The sequence below is a fragment of the Nostoc sp. genome, from assembly GCF_036917395.1.
In the GTDB taxonomy this organism is placed as follows: domain Bacteria; phylum Cyanobacteriota; class Cyanobacteriia; order Cyanobacteriales; family Nostocaceae; genus Nostoc.
The window spans coordinates 1-17,450 of record NZ_JBALDI010000067.1; the positions used below are offsets into that span (position 1 = coordinate 1).

Genomic DNA, 17,450 nt, shown 5'->3' on the forward strand with positions numbered 1-17,450 from the left:
CCACTGCTATCACTGCATTAGTGGAGTTAATTCGTGATTCTCAATCGGAAGAAACCCGTAGGGAAGCGGCATCAAGTTTAAGGGAAATAGCTCCAAATAATCCCACTGTTATCACTGCATTAGAAGAGTTAATTCGTAATTCTCAATCTGAACAAACCCGTTGGGAAGCGGCATCAAGTTTAAGGGAAATAGCTCCAATTAATCCCACTGTTATCACTGCATTAGAAGAGTTAATTCGTAATTCTCAATCGGAAAAAACCCGTAGGCTAGCAGCATCAAATTTAGGGAAAATAACTCAAAATAATCCCACTGTGATCACTGCATTAGTGGAGTTAATTCGTGATTCTCAATCGGAAGAAACCCGTAGGCAAGCGGTATCAATTTTAGAGGAAATAGCTCCAGATAATCCCACTGTGATCACTGCATTAGTGGAGTTAATTCGTGATTCTCAATCGGAAGAAACCCGTAGGTTAGCGGCATCAAGTTTAGGGAAAATTTTAACAGAATCTGACAAGATGACGGCAGTTGTCACAGCTTTAAAAAATTACTTATCAGATGAGGCTTATAAAATTATCTGGCACTGCACCAAAACTATGACTTATCCAGCCTTTTATCAAGCTTGGCATAGTGACTCATTCCCACTTTAAAATTAAAAAACCCAACTTACTGATATTAATTTCATTTTTTTTATTGAGTGCTATTTAAAGCTGGATTAATGAGATTAGGTAAGTAATTTAAAAAGCGATGATACCTTCTCAAATTATCTTAGAGCGGGTGCGGTCATTTTCCAGAAGTATTCCAATCAAAAATCTGAATATCTGTAATACACACATAAGTATAATTATTTTATATCTTTGCAGTGCGTTTACAACCCCATGATCAAACCCGCCGATGTCAGCACCAAACGCTTAATCAGCCTTGCACCTGATAACTGGGTAAAATGGGTAACACAAATTCCTGATCTTGTTGCTGGTGAAATTCTCAACTCAGAATTTCAGTGGATAAGTCGAGAAAGTGATGTTCTAATCCGTGTCGAAAGTCCCCAGTATGGAAAATTTCTCGTTCTTAACGAATTACAACTACGCTATAAACCAGAAATGCCCCGCAGGATGCGTGCATACGCAGCACTTGCAGAAGAAAAATATAATTTGCCCACGTATCCAGTACTAATTAATATCCTCAAGGCAAGTGACGCTGAAATACCGACAAGTTATACATTAAATATTGCTGGTTTACGTGCTATTCAAGATTACCGTGTCATTAACCTGTGAGAAGTCGATGTAAACATTGCCTTTGCACAACCATTACCATCACTACTTCCATTTGTACCCATCCTTAAAGGAGGTGATAACGAGTCTACGATTCGGGACGCATTGCGAATATTACGTGCAGATGAACAATTGAATCAACTAGAAACAGTATTAGGATTTTTTGCTACCTTTGTATTAGATAGTGCAATAGTTCAACAAATTCTGAGGTGGGATATGGCACTTTTAGAGCAGTCGCCTTGGTATCAGGAAATTTTTAGCAAAGGGGAAGAACGAGGAAGAAAGGAAGAGTTATATTCCGGGATTGAATTAGCATTAGAAATTAAGTTTGGCAATCAAGCTTCAGAATTGATGCCGATAATCTCTCAAATTACAGATTTGCAGAAATTAAAAACAATTCAGCAGGCAATTAAAACTGTAAATACAGTCAATGAATTACAGCAAATTTTGTCAACCAACTTTACATAAAACACCAAAAACATAACCCCTCTCCGCCACCGGAAAGGGGTTAATCACTGCCGAAACTCAGCACTACATTGTACAGACGCGATTCATCGCGTCTCCATTCAGCACTACTTAATAAGCATCCTGCAACTCATAAAAATCAGGCGAGATGTAATCCTTCCGCAAAGGCCAACCTACCCAATCTTCCGGCATCAAAAGCCGCTTGAGATTTGGGTGTCCTTCGTAGATAATGCCGAACATATCGTAAGACTCGCGCTCTTGCCAATCTGCGGTCTTCCAAATCCAGTACACAGAAGGCACTACAGGGTTTTCCCGTGGTAAGAACACCTTTAAGCGTACTTCTTCGGGGCGATCGCTATTATCACCCACTTTAATCAAGTGATACACACTTGCCAATTCCTGTCCTGGCCCAAGGTCAACACCACCTTGAAACTGGAGATAATTAAACCCGTAGGCATAAAGGGCTGTAGCAGTAGGAAGCAAGAAATCTGCCCCCACTTTAATTATCTCTACACCATTCTTGTCTGGTGCTAAAAACTCATGGTCAAAGCCATTTTCCGTCAACCACTGGGAAACTTTACCAGCTTGTACCAATGACTCTTCTTTGGCCGCTGCTACCGGTTCAGATTCTTCTTCAGCCACGGGTTTAGATTCTTCTTCAGCCACGGGTTTGTTCCTCCTTTTGCGCCTTTGCTGTCAGCAGTGCAGGTGGTATTGGCATACCAATCGCTTCCGTCAATTCCTTCGGTGGTGCAGAGCGAGTATCTGACTGCAAATACTTACCAGTTAAGATTTCCTCTACTGGCTTCAAATTATGAGTCGTGCTGTAGTAGCGGTGGGTTTGCTTAATTTTATACCGCTCTTGCATCGATTCATTGGCGATTTTCTTCCGCAGCTTAATGATTGCGTCGATAATTGCTTCAGGACGGGGAGGACAACCAGGCAAATACACATCCACAGGAATCAGTTTATCGACTCCACGCACTGCCGTGGGGGAATCAACGCTGAACATCCCACCAGTAATTGTGCAAGCTCCCATCGCAATTACATACTTCGGCTCTGGCATTTGTTCATAAAGACGCACCAGTTGGGGAGCCATCTTCATCGTAATAGTCCCTGCCGTAATAATTAAATCGGCTTGGCGGGGACTAGAACGGGGAATTAGTCCAAAACGGTCAAAGTCAAATCGGGAACCAATTAAAGCTGCAAACTCAATAAAGCAGCAAGCAGTACCAAACAGCAACGGCCACAGACTAGAAAGCCGCGCCCAGTCGTAGAGATCATCAACCGTCGTCAAAATGACGTTTTCTGAAAGGTCTTGAGTGACATTAGTCCGCTCAATGGGGTTGATGATTCGCTCTTTATCCTGGGTTGTTAAGTTAGAATTCAAGACCATTCCAAAGCTCCTTTACGCCATGCGTAAACTAAGGCGACTACAAGAATTGCAATAAAGACTAGCGCTTCAATAAATGCTAATAGCCCCAAACGGTGGAAAGCTACCGCCCAAGGATACAAGAATACAGTCTCCACATCAAAGACGACGAAGACCAGAGCAAACATGTAGTAACGGATGTTGAACTGAATCCAGGCTCCCCCGATGGGTTCCATACCAGATTCATAGGTAGTGTGCCGTTCTGGGCTGTAACCACTGGGTCGTAGGAGCTTGGATGCTGAGAGCGCTAAGGCAGGCACTAGGCTACAGATGATGAAAAAGCCTAGAAGGTACTCGTAACCACTGAGGACAAACACAATGAGTATCTACCGCTTATGGAGTATTTTAAGTAGTGACTGGGGAGTGGGGAGTGGGGAGTGGGGAGATGAAGGAGCAGGGGAGAATAACTATTGATTTTTGACAATACCCAATACCCAATGCCCTATGCCCTATGCCCCATGCCCTATGCCCAATCCCTTGAATTACATTACTTTCTTTTACATTATATCTGTTTGGTTTTTCTGAAATCTGGGAAACAGACGCACAACAGCTTATTTAATTCGTTTTTGCTAGCGATAGAAAAGTCTAACAATTATGTCATAATTTTTAACGTATATTTAAGATTTCTCCTCTGCGAGGCCTTAGCCATGAGCGAACCAGCTGTTGAGACTTCGGTGTTAGACCGCTACGAGTGTCGAGCCTGCGGTTATGTTTACGAACCGGAAAAGGGAGACGACAAGGATGATATTCCTTCAGGGACAACCTTTGCAGAACTGCCCATAGATTGGCGCTGTCCAGTTTGTGCCGCGAAGAAGACCGCTTTCGCCAACGTCGGCCCTGTGGGTACTGCATCCGGCTTCAAAGAAAATCTTGGTTACGGTTTGGGTGTCAATAACCTAACGCCAACCCAAAAGAATATCCTAATTTTTGGTGCTTTGGCTCTTGGCTTCTTGTTTTTTATCAGTCTCTACGGTTTACAATGACAGCCGTTATTTCAGAAAGAGGGAGTAGTAAGTAGGGAAAGAGATTTTCATTATTGGTTGTGTGATTATAATCACACAAATATGTTGTTTTATCTATTCCACAGAGCGGTTAATTAAGCTAACAAATGATCACTTTTTTACATTGATTAACAGTGTATTCTCTGATAAAATATCAGAGAATCAGGTGAGAATCCGTAACGTCAAGCAACCTCTATACTAATAAGTTGCCTCTGAGGTGTTACAGCAAGTAATCGCAAACATGTTGCTTCTCAAAGCAAAAATCACGCTAGAAGCAAAAAAGTAAGAGTGTATAAAACTTGTTTTTATGCATCGGTTGATACGCCTTGGTTGAGATTGATCTGCTCAACTTATGTAAATGTTTGCAAGCAAATGTTAGCAGAAAAGTATCAGTAAACCTTTTAGAGAACAGCTACAGAAATTTAGAAACAACTTAAGAAATACTAATGCATTCAATCGTGAAAGGTTGGCAACGAATAGCTGCCTTGTTGATAGTAGTCCTCATGTGTATAGGTTGTAGCACAATCCCATCTGTTAGCTACAACCCCTGGAAAGTCATTTCTGTGCCAACAGACTCGAATCTCCTGGATATTGCTTTTACTAAAAATCCTGAACATGGCTACTTAGTAGGTAGCAATGCTACCTTGTTAGAAACCAATGACGGTGGTGATACCTGGAAACCGATAATATTGCAACTGGATGAGCAAAAGTATCGCTTTGACTCAGTAAGTTTTGCAGGTAAGGAAGGCTGGATTGCCGGAGAGCCTGGACTGTTGCTGCACACTACCGATGAAGGTGGTTCTTGGTCACGTATTCCCCTGAGCGAAAAGCTACCAGGTAGCCCGATCGCAATTAAGGCACTGGCAAACAAGACAGCTGAAATGGCTACTGATGTCGGAGCAATATATAAGACCACAGATGGCGGCAAAAACTGGAAAGCCCAGGTAGAATCAGCAGTAGGTGTAGTACGTAACTTGGAACGTTCTACTGATGGTAAATATATTGCAGTTTCTGCTAAGGGTAGTTTTTACTCGACTTGGGAACCAGGACAAGATGCTTGGGTACCCCATAACCGCAATAGTTCTCGGCGGCTAGAAAACATGGGCTTTACTGACAATGGGCAATTGTGGTTACTAGCTAGGGGAGGCCAAATTCAGTTTAGTGACCCAACTAAACCTGAAGAGTGGGAAAAGGCAAAATATCCAGAGGTATCCACCAGTTGGGGTTTACTGGATTTGGCATATCGTACACCCAATGAAATTTGGATAGGTGGCGGTAGCGGTAATTTGCTACGGAGTGGCGACGGTGGCAAAACCTGGGAAAAAGACCGTGCAGTGGAAGAAGTTGCTGCTAATTTGTATAAAATTGTGTTCTTAGAGGCAGAACGGGGATTTATAATTGGCGATCGCGGCGTTTTGCTCAAATATTTACCAAACCCTGAAACAACTTCCCCAGCAGAGGCTGCTTAGTTACCCAAGAGGCACAGGGAGTGGGGAGTGGGAAGTAAGGACTAGAGAGTGGAGAATAAGCAATGCCCCATGCCCGATATCTTATTTCTGAGAAGAACGTTGCAACTTGTAACTCTTTCTTAACTTTGTAGGATAATAAACTCAATAACACTCTATGTAAAGGTAGGGATCTAATGTCAGGTACCACTGGAGAACGTCCGTTTTCGGACATCATTACCAGCGTTCGTTACTGGGTAATTCATAGCATCACCATCCCGGCATTGTTTATTGCAGGTTGGCTATTTGTGCAAACTGGGCTGGCTTATGATGCTTTTGGCACACCTCGTCCCAATGAGTATTTCACACCAACACGCCAAGAAGTGCCAATTGTGAAGAACCGTTTTGAAGCTAAAAAACAAGTCGAACAATTTATCGAAAAGTAGTTTGAGATTATGACTAGCAGCAATAACATCAATCAACCAGTTACCTATCCAATTTTTACCGTTAGATGGCTGGCAGTTCACACTTTAGGTGTACCAACTGTATTCTTTTTAGGCGCGATCGCTGCAATGCAATTTATTCACCGTTAGGAGCAATTATGGCCGAAAGATCGCCCAATCCCAATAATCAGCCGGTTGAACTAAACCGGACTTCACTATACCTGGGACTACTATTCATTTTCGTTCTGGGGATTCTGTTTTCCAGTTACTTCTTTAACTAACTGGAACTACTGTTGTTAATGTTTGTTTATTGAATCTGTGTTGATTTGTTGTTAAGGGAGGAGAGAAGCTGTGTCTGGAAGTGGGAGAATTCCCCTGTGGGTCGTCGCTACGATCGCAGGTTTAGGTATAATTACAGTCCTGGGCATTTTCTTTTATGGTGCCTACGCCGGACTTGGTTCTTCGATTTAACATTAGTTAGTTTGAACCGAACACTATAAGTTAGGATTTTCTAGCATTTGTTGAGAAATCAACGTTAAAAAAACCGCCTGTCTCATAGAGATGGGCGGTATTAATTTTGGTCAATAAACGTATCCGACAGAATTAATAACTCTCGCTTGTCCGAAAACTTGACTAATGAACGCCACTTGCTTCTCCCAAAAGGAGAAGGGGAGCCACTGCGCCGTGGTGACAAGAGTTGTAACAGTGAGACGCTCTTGCTAGCTGGCTTTTGAGCAGGGGTACAACTCTGGAAACCAGAGCAACGCCGTGGCTCCTAATGACTACATCAGTTAAATATCGCTGATATCGTCGCTTTCGATGTATAAAAATAGAAACGCGAAGACCACACCTGGCAAAACCCAACCAATTATGGGAATGAGGATAGAAGACAAGTACGAAGTACTAGCCAAGATAGAAGGCAAAAAATAAGCTGCCATAGTAAAGGTTCCTATCAAATCACACTACAATTCAAAATGAGCTTACTGCAAATTCTGCCAGATTTTTGAAATTCTTTCATATTATTAACACAGGCAATATTGGCAGATGAGGACTTTTAAGTGGAAAAACTCTTTCTTTATCCTCCTTGTCCCCCTCATCCTGCTGATTCCTAAGTTACTCGTTCCTGGCTATCACATACCCAGGAGTTCATCTAGATGCAAATTTGGCAAGTCTGGAGGAATCACAGTTCGCACTATTGTCACTTTGTGACTTTCCTGTTGGGTTGTCAGATCAAGTGCGATCGCTTCTAAGCGAATTTCCAAACAGCCAAAGGGAATGTTTAATAGGGTCATCACTTCCAACCCTCCCAATGCATTAGGTAATAAATTTGTCAATAAATGGGGCCCATTTAGTAACCAGCGAGTTTGATAATCTTCAACCCATAACTTGATAACCACTTGTGGAGGTACTTCAGGGAGTACTACGCGCACTATGATATACTTGCCGGCGATTAGTTCGCCTTCTGGTACATGCAGTTGGGGAATTGGCAAAGGCTCAATGGCTGCCGCAGTAATGGGTAGAGAAGGGGATACTAACGGTGGTTGCTTCTCTTGTTCAAAGGAGTAATTCTTCTTCGCCTCGGCTTCCAGTTCACTATATATGTCATCTACAACGATTTCTTGCGCCAACCAAGCTGACGCTATATTTATTTTTATCGGAGGAGGAGGGGGCGGTAGTTGTCTTACTAAAGCCATTGAGAGTGTTGGTTCAGATACTTTTTCTCCTAGCGTATTTTCCACTGTCTCTAGATCAGTTTCCTTTGCTGTGTCTACATCTTCCCCAAAGTTACCAAGATCAAAAACCGCCTCTTGGGCTTCTTCCTGTGTCTTTATATCAGCATCCAGGCTTAACGGCAAGTTGACATCAACATTGGGAGTTTCAGCATTAAGAGTAAGTTGGGTCTGCTGGGCTGGAACATAGTTATCGTAGTCTTCAGGTTCCAGTTCATTGATGGATTCAGGCAAAGAGTATCCTTGGCTCTGCATCCACTTCCTGAGCAGGGGAGATGAGTAAAGGTTACCTGTTTTAATCAATTGTGCATTTGGCTGGGCTTCTAGTACAGCAATAGATTCTTCCTGGAATTGTTCATTTGGCTGGGCTTCTAGTGCAGCAACAGATTCTTCCTGGAATTGTTCATTTGGCTGGGCTTCTAGTGCAGCAACAGATTCTTCCTGGAATTGTGCATCACCTAGCACTAATTCAAGTGTATTTTCATCTTCAACTATAATTGCCTCCAACTGCGGGAAGTCTTCAGCCGCTTGAACTTCCAATGCATCTGGGGGGACATTGTTTTTTACTTCCTCTGTATCACCCGGCAAAGCTTGTAGCCGTCTCAAGTATGGAAAAGTAGCGTCGAGTATTGGCATTCGACGTTGCTTGATGACCAACTGCTCCAAGTTGATGGTAGCTATAGGAGCATCCTTTTCTAAAAGCTCCTCCTGTGTAGAAGGTTCTGCAACAACATCTGTGGCAAGATTAACATCAGTTTGAACAGGTGGCAATTTCGGCAATTGAGGCGAAGTGACTGAACTCTTTAATTTAGATGTCCGCAGGGTGGCTTCTCGCAGAACTTGCAGGTTAATTTGCGGTGGTAGGGGTGTATTTGGGGATGGATTAAGGATCTGAGACTGGTCTGTTTTTGGAATCTTGACCAGATTGAATAGTTTCAAATCGATCCTCACAGCGGTTTCCGGCTCAGTGAAAGCAGTAGACGAGTCAGATGGTGCTATGGGGTCATTTTTTAACGATGTACTAGATTTTGCTGCGGCTGTGATTGCCAGTAATTCTGTTACATCTGCTGTAATGGTGAACGACTGGCTGGCTAACCGGATGACTTGAGCAACATCGGCGAATCTACCATACAAACTGATATCTGCCAAAATTAACTTAGATTCACAGTCAGCAGGAATATCAATTGAGGTATTGATAGTGAAGGGCAACTCCTGATCTGGTAAGGGTTGCCGTACCTGGGTTAAGATTTTTGAGTTATTGGGCGATCGCAGTTCAATTCCTAGTTCAAGTGCCCGCAGGCTTTTTGGGGATGATGTTTCAGCCTGATCTAGATTTATCTTTTCTTTGAGTTCTATATGTCCATTGATTGTAAGAGCTTGTCCCCAACGAGCAATGTAAGTATCTTCACCTAAAGTTAGCAGTAATGGTGGCGGTGGTTGTGTTGCTGGAGAATCTGTAACCTTTTCATCTTTGGGTAGGGGTTCAGAGGTGGGTAAAGCTAAATCTATTAAATTTTGTAAAATCTGCTCTACTGTCTCACCTTTGAGCCACACAGGACTCACAGGCTCATCGCTAACTATATCTTCTTCTGTTTCATCTAGCAGAACAGTGGTACTAAGCTTACTGTCTGTAGTAATTGCCACTTCTGTGGAGACAGCGATCGCTTTATCTAGCGTAATTGCCGGTTCTAGTGGGACAGTAGATTCCAAGTTTCTTTCATTTGGCAAAACAATGGTAGCGGAGTTGTTATGTGTAGCAATTGCCAGTTCTGTGGAAATAGCGATCGCTTTATCTAACGTAACTGTGGGTTCTACTGGGGCAGTGCATTCCAAGTTTTCAGAAACAGGATCTGGGTGATCAGGTGAATTTGATTCTACATTCTCCCCCTGCTTCCCCTCTCCTTCCTGGGACAAGACTTGAAGTTGGACACTGTATTGCCAAGATTTACCCAGCAAATCCGACATCAAATCGCCGCTACAGCGTAACTCCCAAACTCCCGGAGCGAAGTAGGTAAAGGGAATTAGCGCCATTAAGCCCTCTGAATTAGTCCGACGCGATCGCTTGAAAATTCGCTGCTTTGGTTGAACTTCATGGGTTGAAGAGTGAGTTACCCGCACTTCCACGTCTGTATTCGGAAGGTTAGAACGAGCTAAAACTCTATAATGCCCTTCCAAAATCTGCAAATTTGGCGATTCTAGGATATGCCACGAGCGAGCGCCTTGTTTCTGTATCAGAAATTGCCAGTGTTCCATTGTAAGTGATGTTCAGACCGACGAGTCGCTTAGTAATATTGTCTATTACCTTGCTTGCAAGTTTACCTCAGTAATTTGTAAATGCATCCCTTAAATGGCTATCAAGTTAACTCAGTTTTACTTACTTGAGTTCTCGCACTTTAACTAGTCGCATCAAGGGAAATTTACTGGTTCGTCGTCTTGCTTGTGCATAAAGCTTTTGTTGTTTCCTGAATATTAACTTTGACGCTCTCCAGTGCTAAATAAACAGGAATGCAATGAATACCGTTAGTTGTGTGTGTTCAACTTAGTGGGAATAATCCTGTATTATTTTTTACCAGGATATTCAATTTGCAATAGACACATACAATAAATTAAGATTCACTTGATAATTTTTCTTGAATTGTGATTGCCCACATTTTTGCTATCAAGAGCTAGGATGTGCCTTTTAAGTGTCCTCTGCGATCGCCCACGCCGGGTGCAAAGCGCCATCGCCAATCACAATAAACCACTTTGTCAAACGCGCCCAACCTACCTGAAGCGGTTCAAACTGCGACAAAGCGTGTCCTCCCCTGAGTGAAATGTGGGTGACAATGAGGATTTACAGGAGGGATTCGATGCTAGTCATTTTAATGGACGAGCAAATCTTTGCCCCTGAGCAAGTTTGCCAGTCTTGTTTACTTGCTGACGGGAGCGGTCAACCCCGTTGGCGTGGGGGTAAACTGCGCTGTGGTCAAGCCATTCGCAAACTTACTCAACAGCAGCCAGACCAGTACGAGTGTATGATGGGCTTTCGCATCGCCCATATAGAATAGTTGAATTTGCCAGCAAGACCAACTAACTGCGTTATCCTAAGCTCAAGTAAGTATAGAAATTTCATCATAGGAGAACGCATAATGTCTTGGCGCGGGTCTATAACGGTTTCAGATCGGATTTTTGCTTCCTTGCCTTATTTGCTGCCCCTAATTGATGGTTTAGTTTTTGGCAGCTTTTTGTTGAATCAGTTTCCAGCACTAAGAGTCCTGCTTTTACCACTGCAACCAGTGTTACTAATTTACGGTAGTTTAGGACAATTTGGACAAATAATTGTGTTTTTTGCGTTGTTCCTATTGGTGGTAAGAAACGAAAAAATCAGTCACTTCATTCGTTTCAACACAATGCAGGCAATTCTTCTGGACATAGTTATATTTTTGTGTTCCATAGTGGTGGGAGCTTTAGGAAAGGTTCCTGGTACTGGCTTTGCAATAGAAACAGTAGCCAACACCATTTTTCTAGGCATAGTGGCAGCAGTTGGATATTCAGTCATCCAGTCGTTGAGCGGACGTTATGCGGAAATTCCGGCGATTTCCGATGCAGTGTATATGCAAGTGCGTTAGAAGTTAACGAACCGTTACGATGTTTTCCAGGCGACCAATACCTTCAATTTCTACGCGGACGCGATCGCCTGGATGCAATGGACTTACACCCTCTGGCGTACCTGTAAGCACCAAATCACCAGGTAGTAGCGTCATAACCTGACTGATATAGGAAACTAGAACATCCGGGGAAAAGACCATCTGATTGATACAGGCAGATTGGACTGGATTGGCGTCGTCATTCACAAAAGTCTGCAATCTCGCTCCTGGATTTAATTCCCGCACAATCCAAGGACCCAAGGGACAAAAAGTATCAAAACCTTTGGCTCGTGTCCATTGACCATCCTGTTTTTGTAAATCTCGCGCTGTTACGTCATTGGCGATGGTGTAGCCCCAAATTTTGGTTTGGGCTACCTCTGGTGTACATTCATAGGCGTAATCGCCAATCACTAATGCTAACTCTCCTTCGTAGTCAACTCTTTGTGACTGAGGAGGATATTTAATTTCCCTCTCAGATGGAATGATAGACGTAGGTGGCTTGAGAAAGATTAGTGGCTCAGAAGGTACTGGAGTTCCCATTTCGGCTGCATGATCTGCATAATTCTTACCCACCGCCACAATTTTTGAGGGAGCGCAGGGAGCCAGAATTTCGTAATCTTCTGGTGTCAAAATTAAATCAGTGGATTGTCCTTCTAACCAGGGCGGAGCATCTAGCACCTGCACATTCAGGGATAGTTGTAGTATCCCATAGTAAATCTGTCCTTCTTGATTTTGAATTCGCACATAGCGCTGCGCCATAACCTTGATGAATATCCTTTTATCTGCTTTTTTGTTGCTGTGAGCAAGTAGCAATCCTCAGTTAGCTTTTAGCGAACCGATTCAGCCTTGAACCTAAAAGCGCTATAGATGCCTTTAGGGAAACACACCCGTTGGCGAAGCTGATAGCTTGATCAATTTGCTGGCGATCGCCAGCAAATGGATTCTTACTTGCTAAAGAAATATCGGGGTCGTCTCCCAACTTAGTTTTCATTAAGGACATCCAAAAAATCCAAACCTTGGCGATTTGGCTAATGAAACAAAATTGAAAACTGGTAAGATTATAGTTCCTTGTTGCTTCAGATGTTGATTAATACTGATATGTAAAATTTATATCAAGTATAAATCAATATCAGCAGCCATTTTTGTCCATGAGGAGACTCAAAAATATGACTACAAACTACGAAACAATGTACATCCTTCGTCCTGACCTGGGAGACGAACTGATAGAGCAAGCAATTACTAAATATCAGAATTTGCTTCGCGACCAAGGTGCCGAGGATATCCAAATTCAAAATCGTGGTAAACGTCGCCTCGCTTATGAAATCAAAAAACACCGTGATGGCATCTACATCCAGTTAAACTACACTGCACCTGCAACTGCGATCGCCCCCTTTGAACGCGCCATGCGTTTGAGTGAAGAAGTGATTCGCTATCTGACAATTAAGCAGGATATCGCAGAGGAAAAACCCCCTAAAGAGGAAAAGGAAAAGCCCGCTAAAGTGGCTGCAACGGTCTAAGGAGTAGGGAGTAGGGAACAGCAGAGTACAGAAGCAGGGGGAGTGGGAGAAACCAATGCCCAATGCTCCATACCCAATCCCATTCGGTAAAATTTTGTCTTTTTCTTTTTTCGTGACTTGTCTGGGAATGCTAAATTAACAAATACTTGCCAAAGGTAGTACTCCCGCAGTTATACCTAAGAGAGGACAAGATTCTGAATGGGAGCTGTAAGCTACTGTGAGCCAATCTGATACACCCAATATTCAAGTTCTCTCTACGGAAGTATCGCAGCTACGCCAAGAGTTGCAACTTCGCGATCAATTAGTGCAACAACTATCTCAAGAACTCTTCCGGCTAGTAAAGGGTAACACTAGTTTTATGCCCCAGCAGCCGGAGGTTGAGCGCGATCTGGCCCAGTTACAGGCTTTGCAAGAACAACTCCAAGCTGTGGAGCAGCAGGTGGCGTTCTACCAAGAGCAAATTACAACTCGTGACTCCGAAATTTACCAATTGCGACAGTCAGTTCAAGAACTCACCGATCGCACTCGGATGTTAGAGCAAGTAGTACAAGAGTTGCCTCAAATTTACCGTCGCAAGTTTGAGGAACGGATGACGCCAGTCAGAGAAAAAGTAGCAATGCTTCAACGGGAAAACCGCCAACTACAAGCAGAACTGCAAAGTGTGAGTTACCGTTTAGCACTCAAAACTCGCAATGCTAGTCACAGCGGCATTGATTTGCCAAATTTTCCCCGCCCAGCATCCGAACAAACTAACATTTCTACTCCCCAGAATGTCTAAAGTTACGATTATAGTGGAATCGAAGAGGTAAGAAATTGGCGCGGCAAAGAATCTTGGAGACATCCAAGTAGTACATCAAGGCAAAAATAACTATAGAGTTAGAAATAACGCAAAGGCTGATATTCTAACCTTTCTTACCTCTTGGTTCCTTGCACTAGTTGCGTCGGACAAGTCTAATTAGCTCAAAGTAATTTGCAGAGGCTGGGGAGGATCACAAAGAATTGCATTTGCTTTAACCGATTTTGGTTATTTCCTACTAAACATGTCTTAGGTAGATTGGCGAACAACAAGCAGATTCATTCATCTGTCATTGATCCTATCTAGCTTAAAGCCATGAGTTTTGCTCAACATTTCTTATCTAGATAAAATAAAAAATCAGCCTGCTTGCACCAGACTGTTATCTTTAAGGATGTCAATCAATTTTGGATTTTAGATAATAGAATTTAGATAGACCCCAGCAATCAAGTCACTTGAAAAGTTAATTAATTTTAGATTTTGGATAATAGAATTATTCTCGCGTTCTAATTCGGGGGCAACTCTACCAGACGCGCAAGGGACAAACCTTTTTAAATTTTGGATTTTGAATCTTCAATCCAAAATCCAAAATCCAAAATTTAAACATCGTAAATTCGGTAAGGATATTTGGGAAAATGTGAAAGAATGCAAATATTGATTGACTCTACCATCCTTCTAAAGGTAGATTTATTAGTTAGCGTGCTAGCACCAGACTATTATTTTCGGCAGTAAAAATGTCTTCGTAAGTGTGAAAAATTTCAAACACTGAATCTAAATGGGTAAGTTCAAAAATTAGCCGTACAGGAGCTTGCACATTGCATAAAACCAAGCGGCAACCACTCTGACGTGCAGCTTTCAACCCTTTTACTAAAGGAACTAGCCCAGAACTGTCCATGAAATTAACTTCTACTAGGTCGATAACCCAGAGTTGATCAGCTTGGGGTACTACTCCAGCCATCTGTTGACTTAAAGCCTTACCGCCTTCCAAATCTATGCTTCCTTGGGGTTTAAACAAAATCACTTGAAGTTCTTGTGTAAGAGTCATGAATTTATAGGGTAGTTGGAACACTTGACAAAAAATTGAAAAAAGACATCAATACCTTTTCTCTTTCAACCGCAAAATTACTGTTTTACCCAGCTATTTGGGCAATTGCAGTCGTGCAGTTGAGAGAGATTAATTCAGTATTCATGCCGTATAATTTGTGATAACTTTCATCAATATAGGCATAAGCGCCTAACAATTTCGGTATCAACCGCATCTTTTACAATATTTTTATCATTTAACTAGATATTTATAAATTTTTTATGAATTTTTTAATTTTTAAAAAAAAAATATGAAGTTGTGGTACTTAGTTATAAAAGTTGCATAGTTAATAGTCAAAAGTTCATCGTTATCATAGACTATTAAACTATGGTTAATTCAGAATTAAATTAATGACTAAATGACTCTATATAGCGGCTTGATTGACACCCCGCTCAAAAACAAGCAAAGATATAATAAAAGTAAAAATTTGTAAAGCCGGCGGTGCAGGATGTCTTTAGAGTTGATTTCACTAGAAAACATCCAGAAAGTCGCCCACATATACGGGTATTGGGCAATTTTTTTGGGAATTTTGCTAGAAAATTTAGGCATTCCTCTTCCTGGTGAAACCGTGACCATAGTGGGCGGATTTCTAGCTGGCAGTGATGAACTAAATTTCTGGCTAGTTCTCGGTGACGCGATTATGGGTGCTGTCATTGGTGGCACTTGTGGTTATTGGATTGGTAGAGTTAGCGGTTGGCCTTTTCTGGTAAAAGTTGGTAGCATACTTCGGATTTCGGAAGTGCGGCTGCTGACTATTAAAGATCAATTTAGTCAAAATGCTGCTAAAGCAGTATTTTTTGGACGTTTTTTGGCGTTGTTGCGAGTTTTTGCTGCACCACTAGCTGGTGTAGCCGAAATGCCCTTTGGAAAATTCTTTTTATACAACTTGTTAGGAGCAGCTGCTTGGGCTAGTTTGATGGTGACATTAGCTTTTTTTGCTGGCAAAATTGTCTCTTTAGAACAATTGGTTGCTTGGGTGGGTCAATTTGCGATCGCAGCCTTACTGATCCTCGCTGCCTTAATTGTTGTGCCCCTGTGGTTAGAGTCTCGCCAAGTTAAGGAAGTGAGGAGTGAGGAGTGAGAAATAAAGTGAAAAGTTATTTCTTTTAACTTTCACTTCTTGTATTTTGCATTCTTAACTCCTAACTCCTGTACAGACGCGATTAATCGCGTCTCTCCTAACTCCTAACCCCTAACTTGCTGCGACCAAATGCGAGTTGGTAGTCCCCAAACGTAGATAAAGCCTTCAGCAGCTTTGTGGTCAAATTGGTCTTCGGCTCCGTAGGTTGCTAAATCAGGAGTATACAGGGAATTATCGCTCGAACGCCCAACTATTGTAGAGTTGCCCTTGAATAACTTCACTCGCACAGTTCCGGAGACTCGTTCTTGTGTCTTTTGAATAAAGGCATCTAGTGCAAGTTTGAGTGGACTGTACCAGAGACCGTTATAAACAATTTGGCTGTAAGTTTCTTCAATCCCACGTTTGTAATGGGTGACATCTGCTGTTAAAGTCAAGCTTTCTAAATCCCTATGTGCCTGAATTAGCACTAACATCGCGGGTGATTCGTAGATTTCCCGCGATTTGATCCCCACCAAACGGTTTTCAATCATATCGATCCGTCCGATACCGTGATTTCCTACCACCTGATTGAGTTGTTCAATTAGCTCAACTGGCTTTTTAGCTATGCCATTCAAGGTTGTCGGAATACCACCGTAAAAACCAATTTCGATATACTCTGGCTCATTGGGAGTGTGAGCGATCGCTTTGGTCATCTCATAAATTTCTTCTGGTGGCTCAAATGACGGATCTTCAAGTAAACCAGCTTCAATACTACGACCGAGCAAATTCTTGTCAATGCTGTAGGGAGAGGATTTTTTGACTGGTGAGGGGATACCAAACTTTTCCCCATAGGCGATCGTTTCTTCACGGCTCATTCCCCATTCTCTGGCTGGTGCGAGGATCTTCAGATTGGGGTTGAGGGCGGTAACAGAGACATCAAAGCGAACCTGATCGTTACCCTTGCCGGTACAACCGTGAGCGATCGCATCAGCACCATATTTTTCAGCGGTTTCTACTAATACCTTAGCGATCAGTGGACGGGCAAGGGCAGTTCCTAGAGGATAACGATTTTCATAGAGGGCGTTGGCTTGAATCGCTCCAAAGGCGTAATCTTTAACGAAGCTGTCTTTGACATCCGCCACTAGGGATTCACTTGCACCGGATTTCAGAGCTTTTTCTCGAATTGGCTCTAATTCATCTCCCTGACCTAAATCTGCTGCTAGGGTAATCACCTCTTCCACACCCCACTCCTTTTTGAGGTAGGGGATGCAAACTGAGGTATCGACTCCGCCAGAATATGCCAGGACAACCTTTTTGGCGCGACCCATTAATTTCTCCAGTTAGGAAAACAAACAATGAGTCATTATTATATCTAAACTAATGCATGTATATTTTATTTCTGCAACAACCTATAGGCAGATTGTCAGCAAACTCAGACAGAAGAATCTGCATAGGTTGATTTGTGGTTAATTATAATCGAAGTTTGCAAATAGAGCGATCAACTAGATGAAGTACAGCATCTGTGCCTGAAAGCTAGATATAACTTTAAAAATATCAATTTTTACGATACTAAATAATTCATGTAT

The 17,450-nt window shown here is 42.4% G+C and carries 21 protein-coding genes and 1 pseudogene; 13 read left to right on the forward strand and 9 right to left on the reverse strand.

What is annotated here, in order from left to right; translation table 11 throughout:
* Together V7K46_RS22425 and V7K46_RS22430 are read left to right on the forward strand one after the other, a co-directional pair.
* On the forward strand, positions 1–647 hold a 647-nt coding region (locus tag V7K46_RS22425), incomplete at its 5' end, for a HEAT repeat domain-containing protein (RefSeq protein ID WP_335116966.1).
* Positions 648–875: 228 nt separating this feature from the next.
* Positions 876–1,736, forward strand: a pseudogene (locus V7K46_RS22430) (Rpn family recombination-promoting nuclease/putative transposase).
* Between the two features lie 108 nt (positions 1,737–1,844).
* Here the strand turns inward: V7K46_RS22430 and V7K46_RS22435 are convergent.
* From V7K46_RS22435 to ndhC, 3 genes are read right to left on the reverse strand one after another with little or no spacing between them, the layout of a single operon-like run.
* On the reverse strand, positions 1,845–2,375 hold the full coding sequence (locus tag V7K46_RS22435) for an NAD(P)H-quinone oxidoreductase subunit J (protein ID WP_335117178.1): 531 nt from the start codon (positions 2,373–2,375) through the stop codon (positions 1,845–1,847).
* Positions 2,376–2,391: 16 nt separating this feature from the next.
* Entirely contained in the window at positions 2,392–3,129 is a 738-nt protein-coding gene (gene ndhK / locus V7K46_RS22440) for a photosynthetic/respiratory NAD(P)H-quinone oxidoreductase subunit K (protein WP_273762107.1), read from the reverse strand.
* The gene (gene ndhC, locus V7K46_RS22445) at positions 3,120–3,482 is read right to left on the reverse strand and encodes a photosynthetic/respiratory NAD(P)H-quinone oxidoreductase subunit C (protein WP_196526961.1); all 363 of its coding nucleotides are present in this window, start codon (positions 3,480–3,482) and stop codon (positions 3,120–3,122) included. Before ndhC ends, ndhK begins: the two co-directional genes overlap by 10 nt.
* Before the next feature lie 330 nt (positions 3,483–3,812).
* On the opposite strand from ndhC, the gene V7K46_RS22450 reads away from it, so the two are divergent.
* From V7K46_RS22450 to V7K46_RS22475, 6 genes are all read left to right on the forward strand, one after another.
* Complete coding sequence (locus tag V7K46_RS22450) at positions 3,813–4,148, forward strand: rubredoxin (protein ID WP_335116969.1); 336 nt, start codon at positions 3,813–3,815, stop codon at positions 4,146–4,148.
* Positions 4,149–4,612: 464 nt separating this feature from the next.
* Positions 4,613–5,635 (forward strand): photosynthesis system II assembly factor Ycf48, encoded by a 1,023-nt coding sequence (locus V7K46_RS22455; protein ID WP_335116971.1) that lies wholly within the window; start codon positions 4,613–4,615, stop codon positions 5,633–5,635.
* A gap of 173 nt (positions 5,636–5,808) precedes the next feature.
* On the forward strand, positions 5,809–6,057 hold the full coding sequence (psbE, locus tag V7K46_RS22460) for a cytochrome b559 subunit alpha (RefSeq protein ID WP_298906511.1): 249 nt from the start codon (positions 5,809–5,811) through the stop codon (positions 6,055–6,057).
* A gap of 9 nt (positions 6,058–6,066) precedes the next feature.
* Positions 6,067–6,204 carry a cytochrome b559 subunit beta gene (gene psbF, locus V7K46_RS22465; RefSeq protein ID WP_174708531.1) on the forward strand — a complete coding sequence of 46 codons (138 nt, stop codon included), beginning with the start codon at positions 6,067–6,069 and terminating at the stop codon, positions 6,202–6,204.
* Positions 6,205–6,212: 8 nt separating this feature from the next.
* Positions 6,213–6,335: a photosystem II reaction center protein L gene (locus V7K46_RS22470; protein ID WP_335045246.1), complete on the forward strand. Its 123-nt coding sequence runs from the start codon at positions 6,213–6,215 to the stop codon at positions 6,333–6,335.
* 70 nt (positions 6,336–6,405) lie between these two features.
* On the forward strand, positions 6,406–6,525 hold the full coding sequence (locus V7K46_RS22475; protein ID WP_012411803.1) for a photosystem II reaction center protein J: 120 nt from the start codon (positions 6,406–6,408) through the stop codon (positions 6,523–6,525).
* Between the two features lie 320 nt (positions 6,526–6,845).
* Here the strand turns inward: V7K46_RS22475 and psaI are convergent, their stop codons facing one another.
* A complete protein-coding gene (gene psaI / locus V7K46_RS22480) occupies positions 6,846–6,992 on the reverse strand; it encodes a photosystem I reaction center subunit VIII (RefSeq protein ID WP_335116973.1) in 147 nt (48 codons plus the stop codon).
* A gap of 192 nt (positions 6,993–7,184) precedes the next feature.
* Positions 7,185–10,037 (reverse strand): hypothetical protein, encoded by a 2,853-nt coding sequence (locus tag V7K46_RS22485; RefSeq protein ID WP_335116975.1) that lies wholly within the window; start codon positions 10,035–10,037, stop codon positions 7,185–7,187.
* Between the two features lie 596 nt (positions 10,038–10,633).
* Between V7K46_RS22485 and V7K46_RS22490 the strand changes: the two genes are divergently transcribed.
* Positions 10,634–10,831, forward strand: a complete 198-nt coding sequence (locus V7K46_RS22490; protein WP_335116977.1) for a hypothetical protein — start codon at positions 10,634–10,636, stop codon at positions 10,829–10,831.
* 81 nt (positions 10,832–10,912) lie between these two features.
* Positions 10,913–11,392 (forward strand): Tic20 family protein, encoded by a 480-nt coding sequence (locus V7K46_RS22495; protein ID WP_335116979.1) that lies wholly within the window; start codon positions 10,913–10,915, stop codon positions 11,390–11,392.
* A 3-nt stretch (positions 11,393–11,395) separates the two neighbouring features.
* Here the strand turns inward: V7K46_RS22495 and V7K46_RS22500 are convergent, their stop codons facing one another.
* Complete coding sequence (locus V7K46_RS22500) at positions 11,396–12,169, reverse strand: fumarylacetoacetate hydrolase family protein (protein ID WP_335116981.1); 774 nt, start codon at positions 12,167–12,169, stop codon at positions 11,396–11,398.
* A gap of 61 nt (positions 12,170–12,230) precedes the next feature.
* Entirely contained in the window at positions 12,231–12,401 is a 171-nt protein-coding gene (locus V7K46_RS22505; protein WP_335116983.1) for a hypothetical protein, read from the reverse strand.
* Positions 12,402–12,576: 175 nt separating this feature from the next.
* On the opposite strand from V7K46_RS22505, the gene rpsF reads away from it, so the two are divergent.
* Both rpsF and V7K46_RS22515 read left to right on the forward strand, forming a co-directional pair.
* Positions 12,577–12,927, forward strand: coding sequence for a 30S ribosomal protein S6 (rpsF, locus tag V7K46_RS22510; RefSeq protein WP_335116985.1), 351 nt, complete (start codon positions 12,577–12,579; stop codon positions 12,925–12,927).
* A gap of 217 nt (positions 12,928–13,144) precedes the next feature.
* Positions 13,145–13,705, forward strand: a complete 561-nt coding sequence (locus V7K46_RS22515; protein WP_335116987.1) for an Npun_F5560 family protein — start codon at positions 13,145–13,147, stop codon at positions 13,703–13,705.
* Between the two features lie 709 nt (positions 13,706–14,414).
* Here the strand turns inward: V7K46_RS22515 and V7K46_RS22520 are convergent.
* Positions 14,415–14,765: an STAS domain-containing protein gene (locus V7K46_RS22520; RefSeq protein ID WP_334958006.1), complete on the reverse strand. Its 351-nt coding sequence runs from the start codon at positions 14,763–14,765 to the stop codon at positions 14,415–14,417.
* 487 nt (positions 14,766–15,252) lie between these two features.
* Here V7K46_RS22520 and V7K46_RS22525 point away from each other — a divergent pair, with 487 nt between their 5' ends.
* Positions 15,253–15,885, forward strand: coding sequence for a DedA family protein (locus tag V7K46_RS22525; RefSeq protein ID WP_335116988.1), 633 nt, complete (start codon positions 15,253–15,255; stop codon positions 15,883–15,885).
* A gap of 104 nt (positions 15,886–15,989) precedes the next feature.
* Here V7K46_RS22525 and V7K46_RS22530 read toward each other — a convergent pair whose 3' ends face one another.
* Positions 15,990–17,192: an argininosuccinate synthase gene (locus V7K46_RS22530; RefSeq protein WP_335116989.1), complete on the reverse strand. Its 1,203-nt coding sequence runs from the start codon at positions 17,190–17,192 to the stop codon at positions 15,990–15,992.
* Between the last annotated feature and the right edge of the window lie 258 nt (positions 17,193–17,450).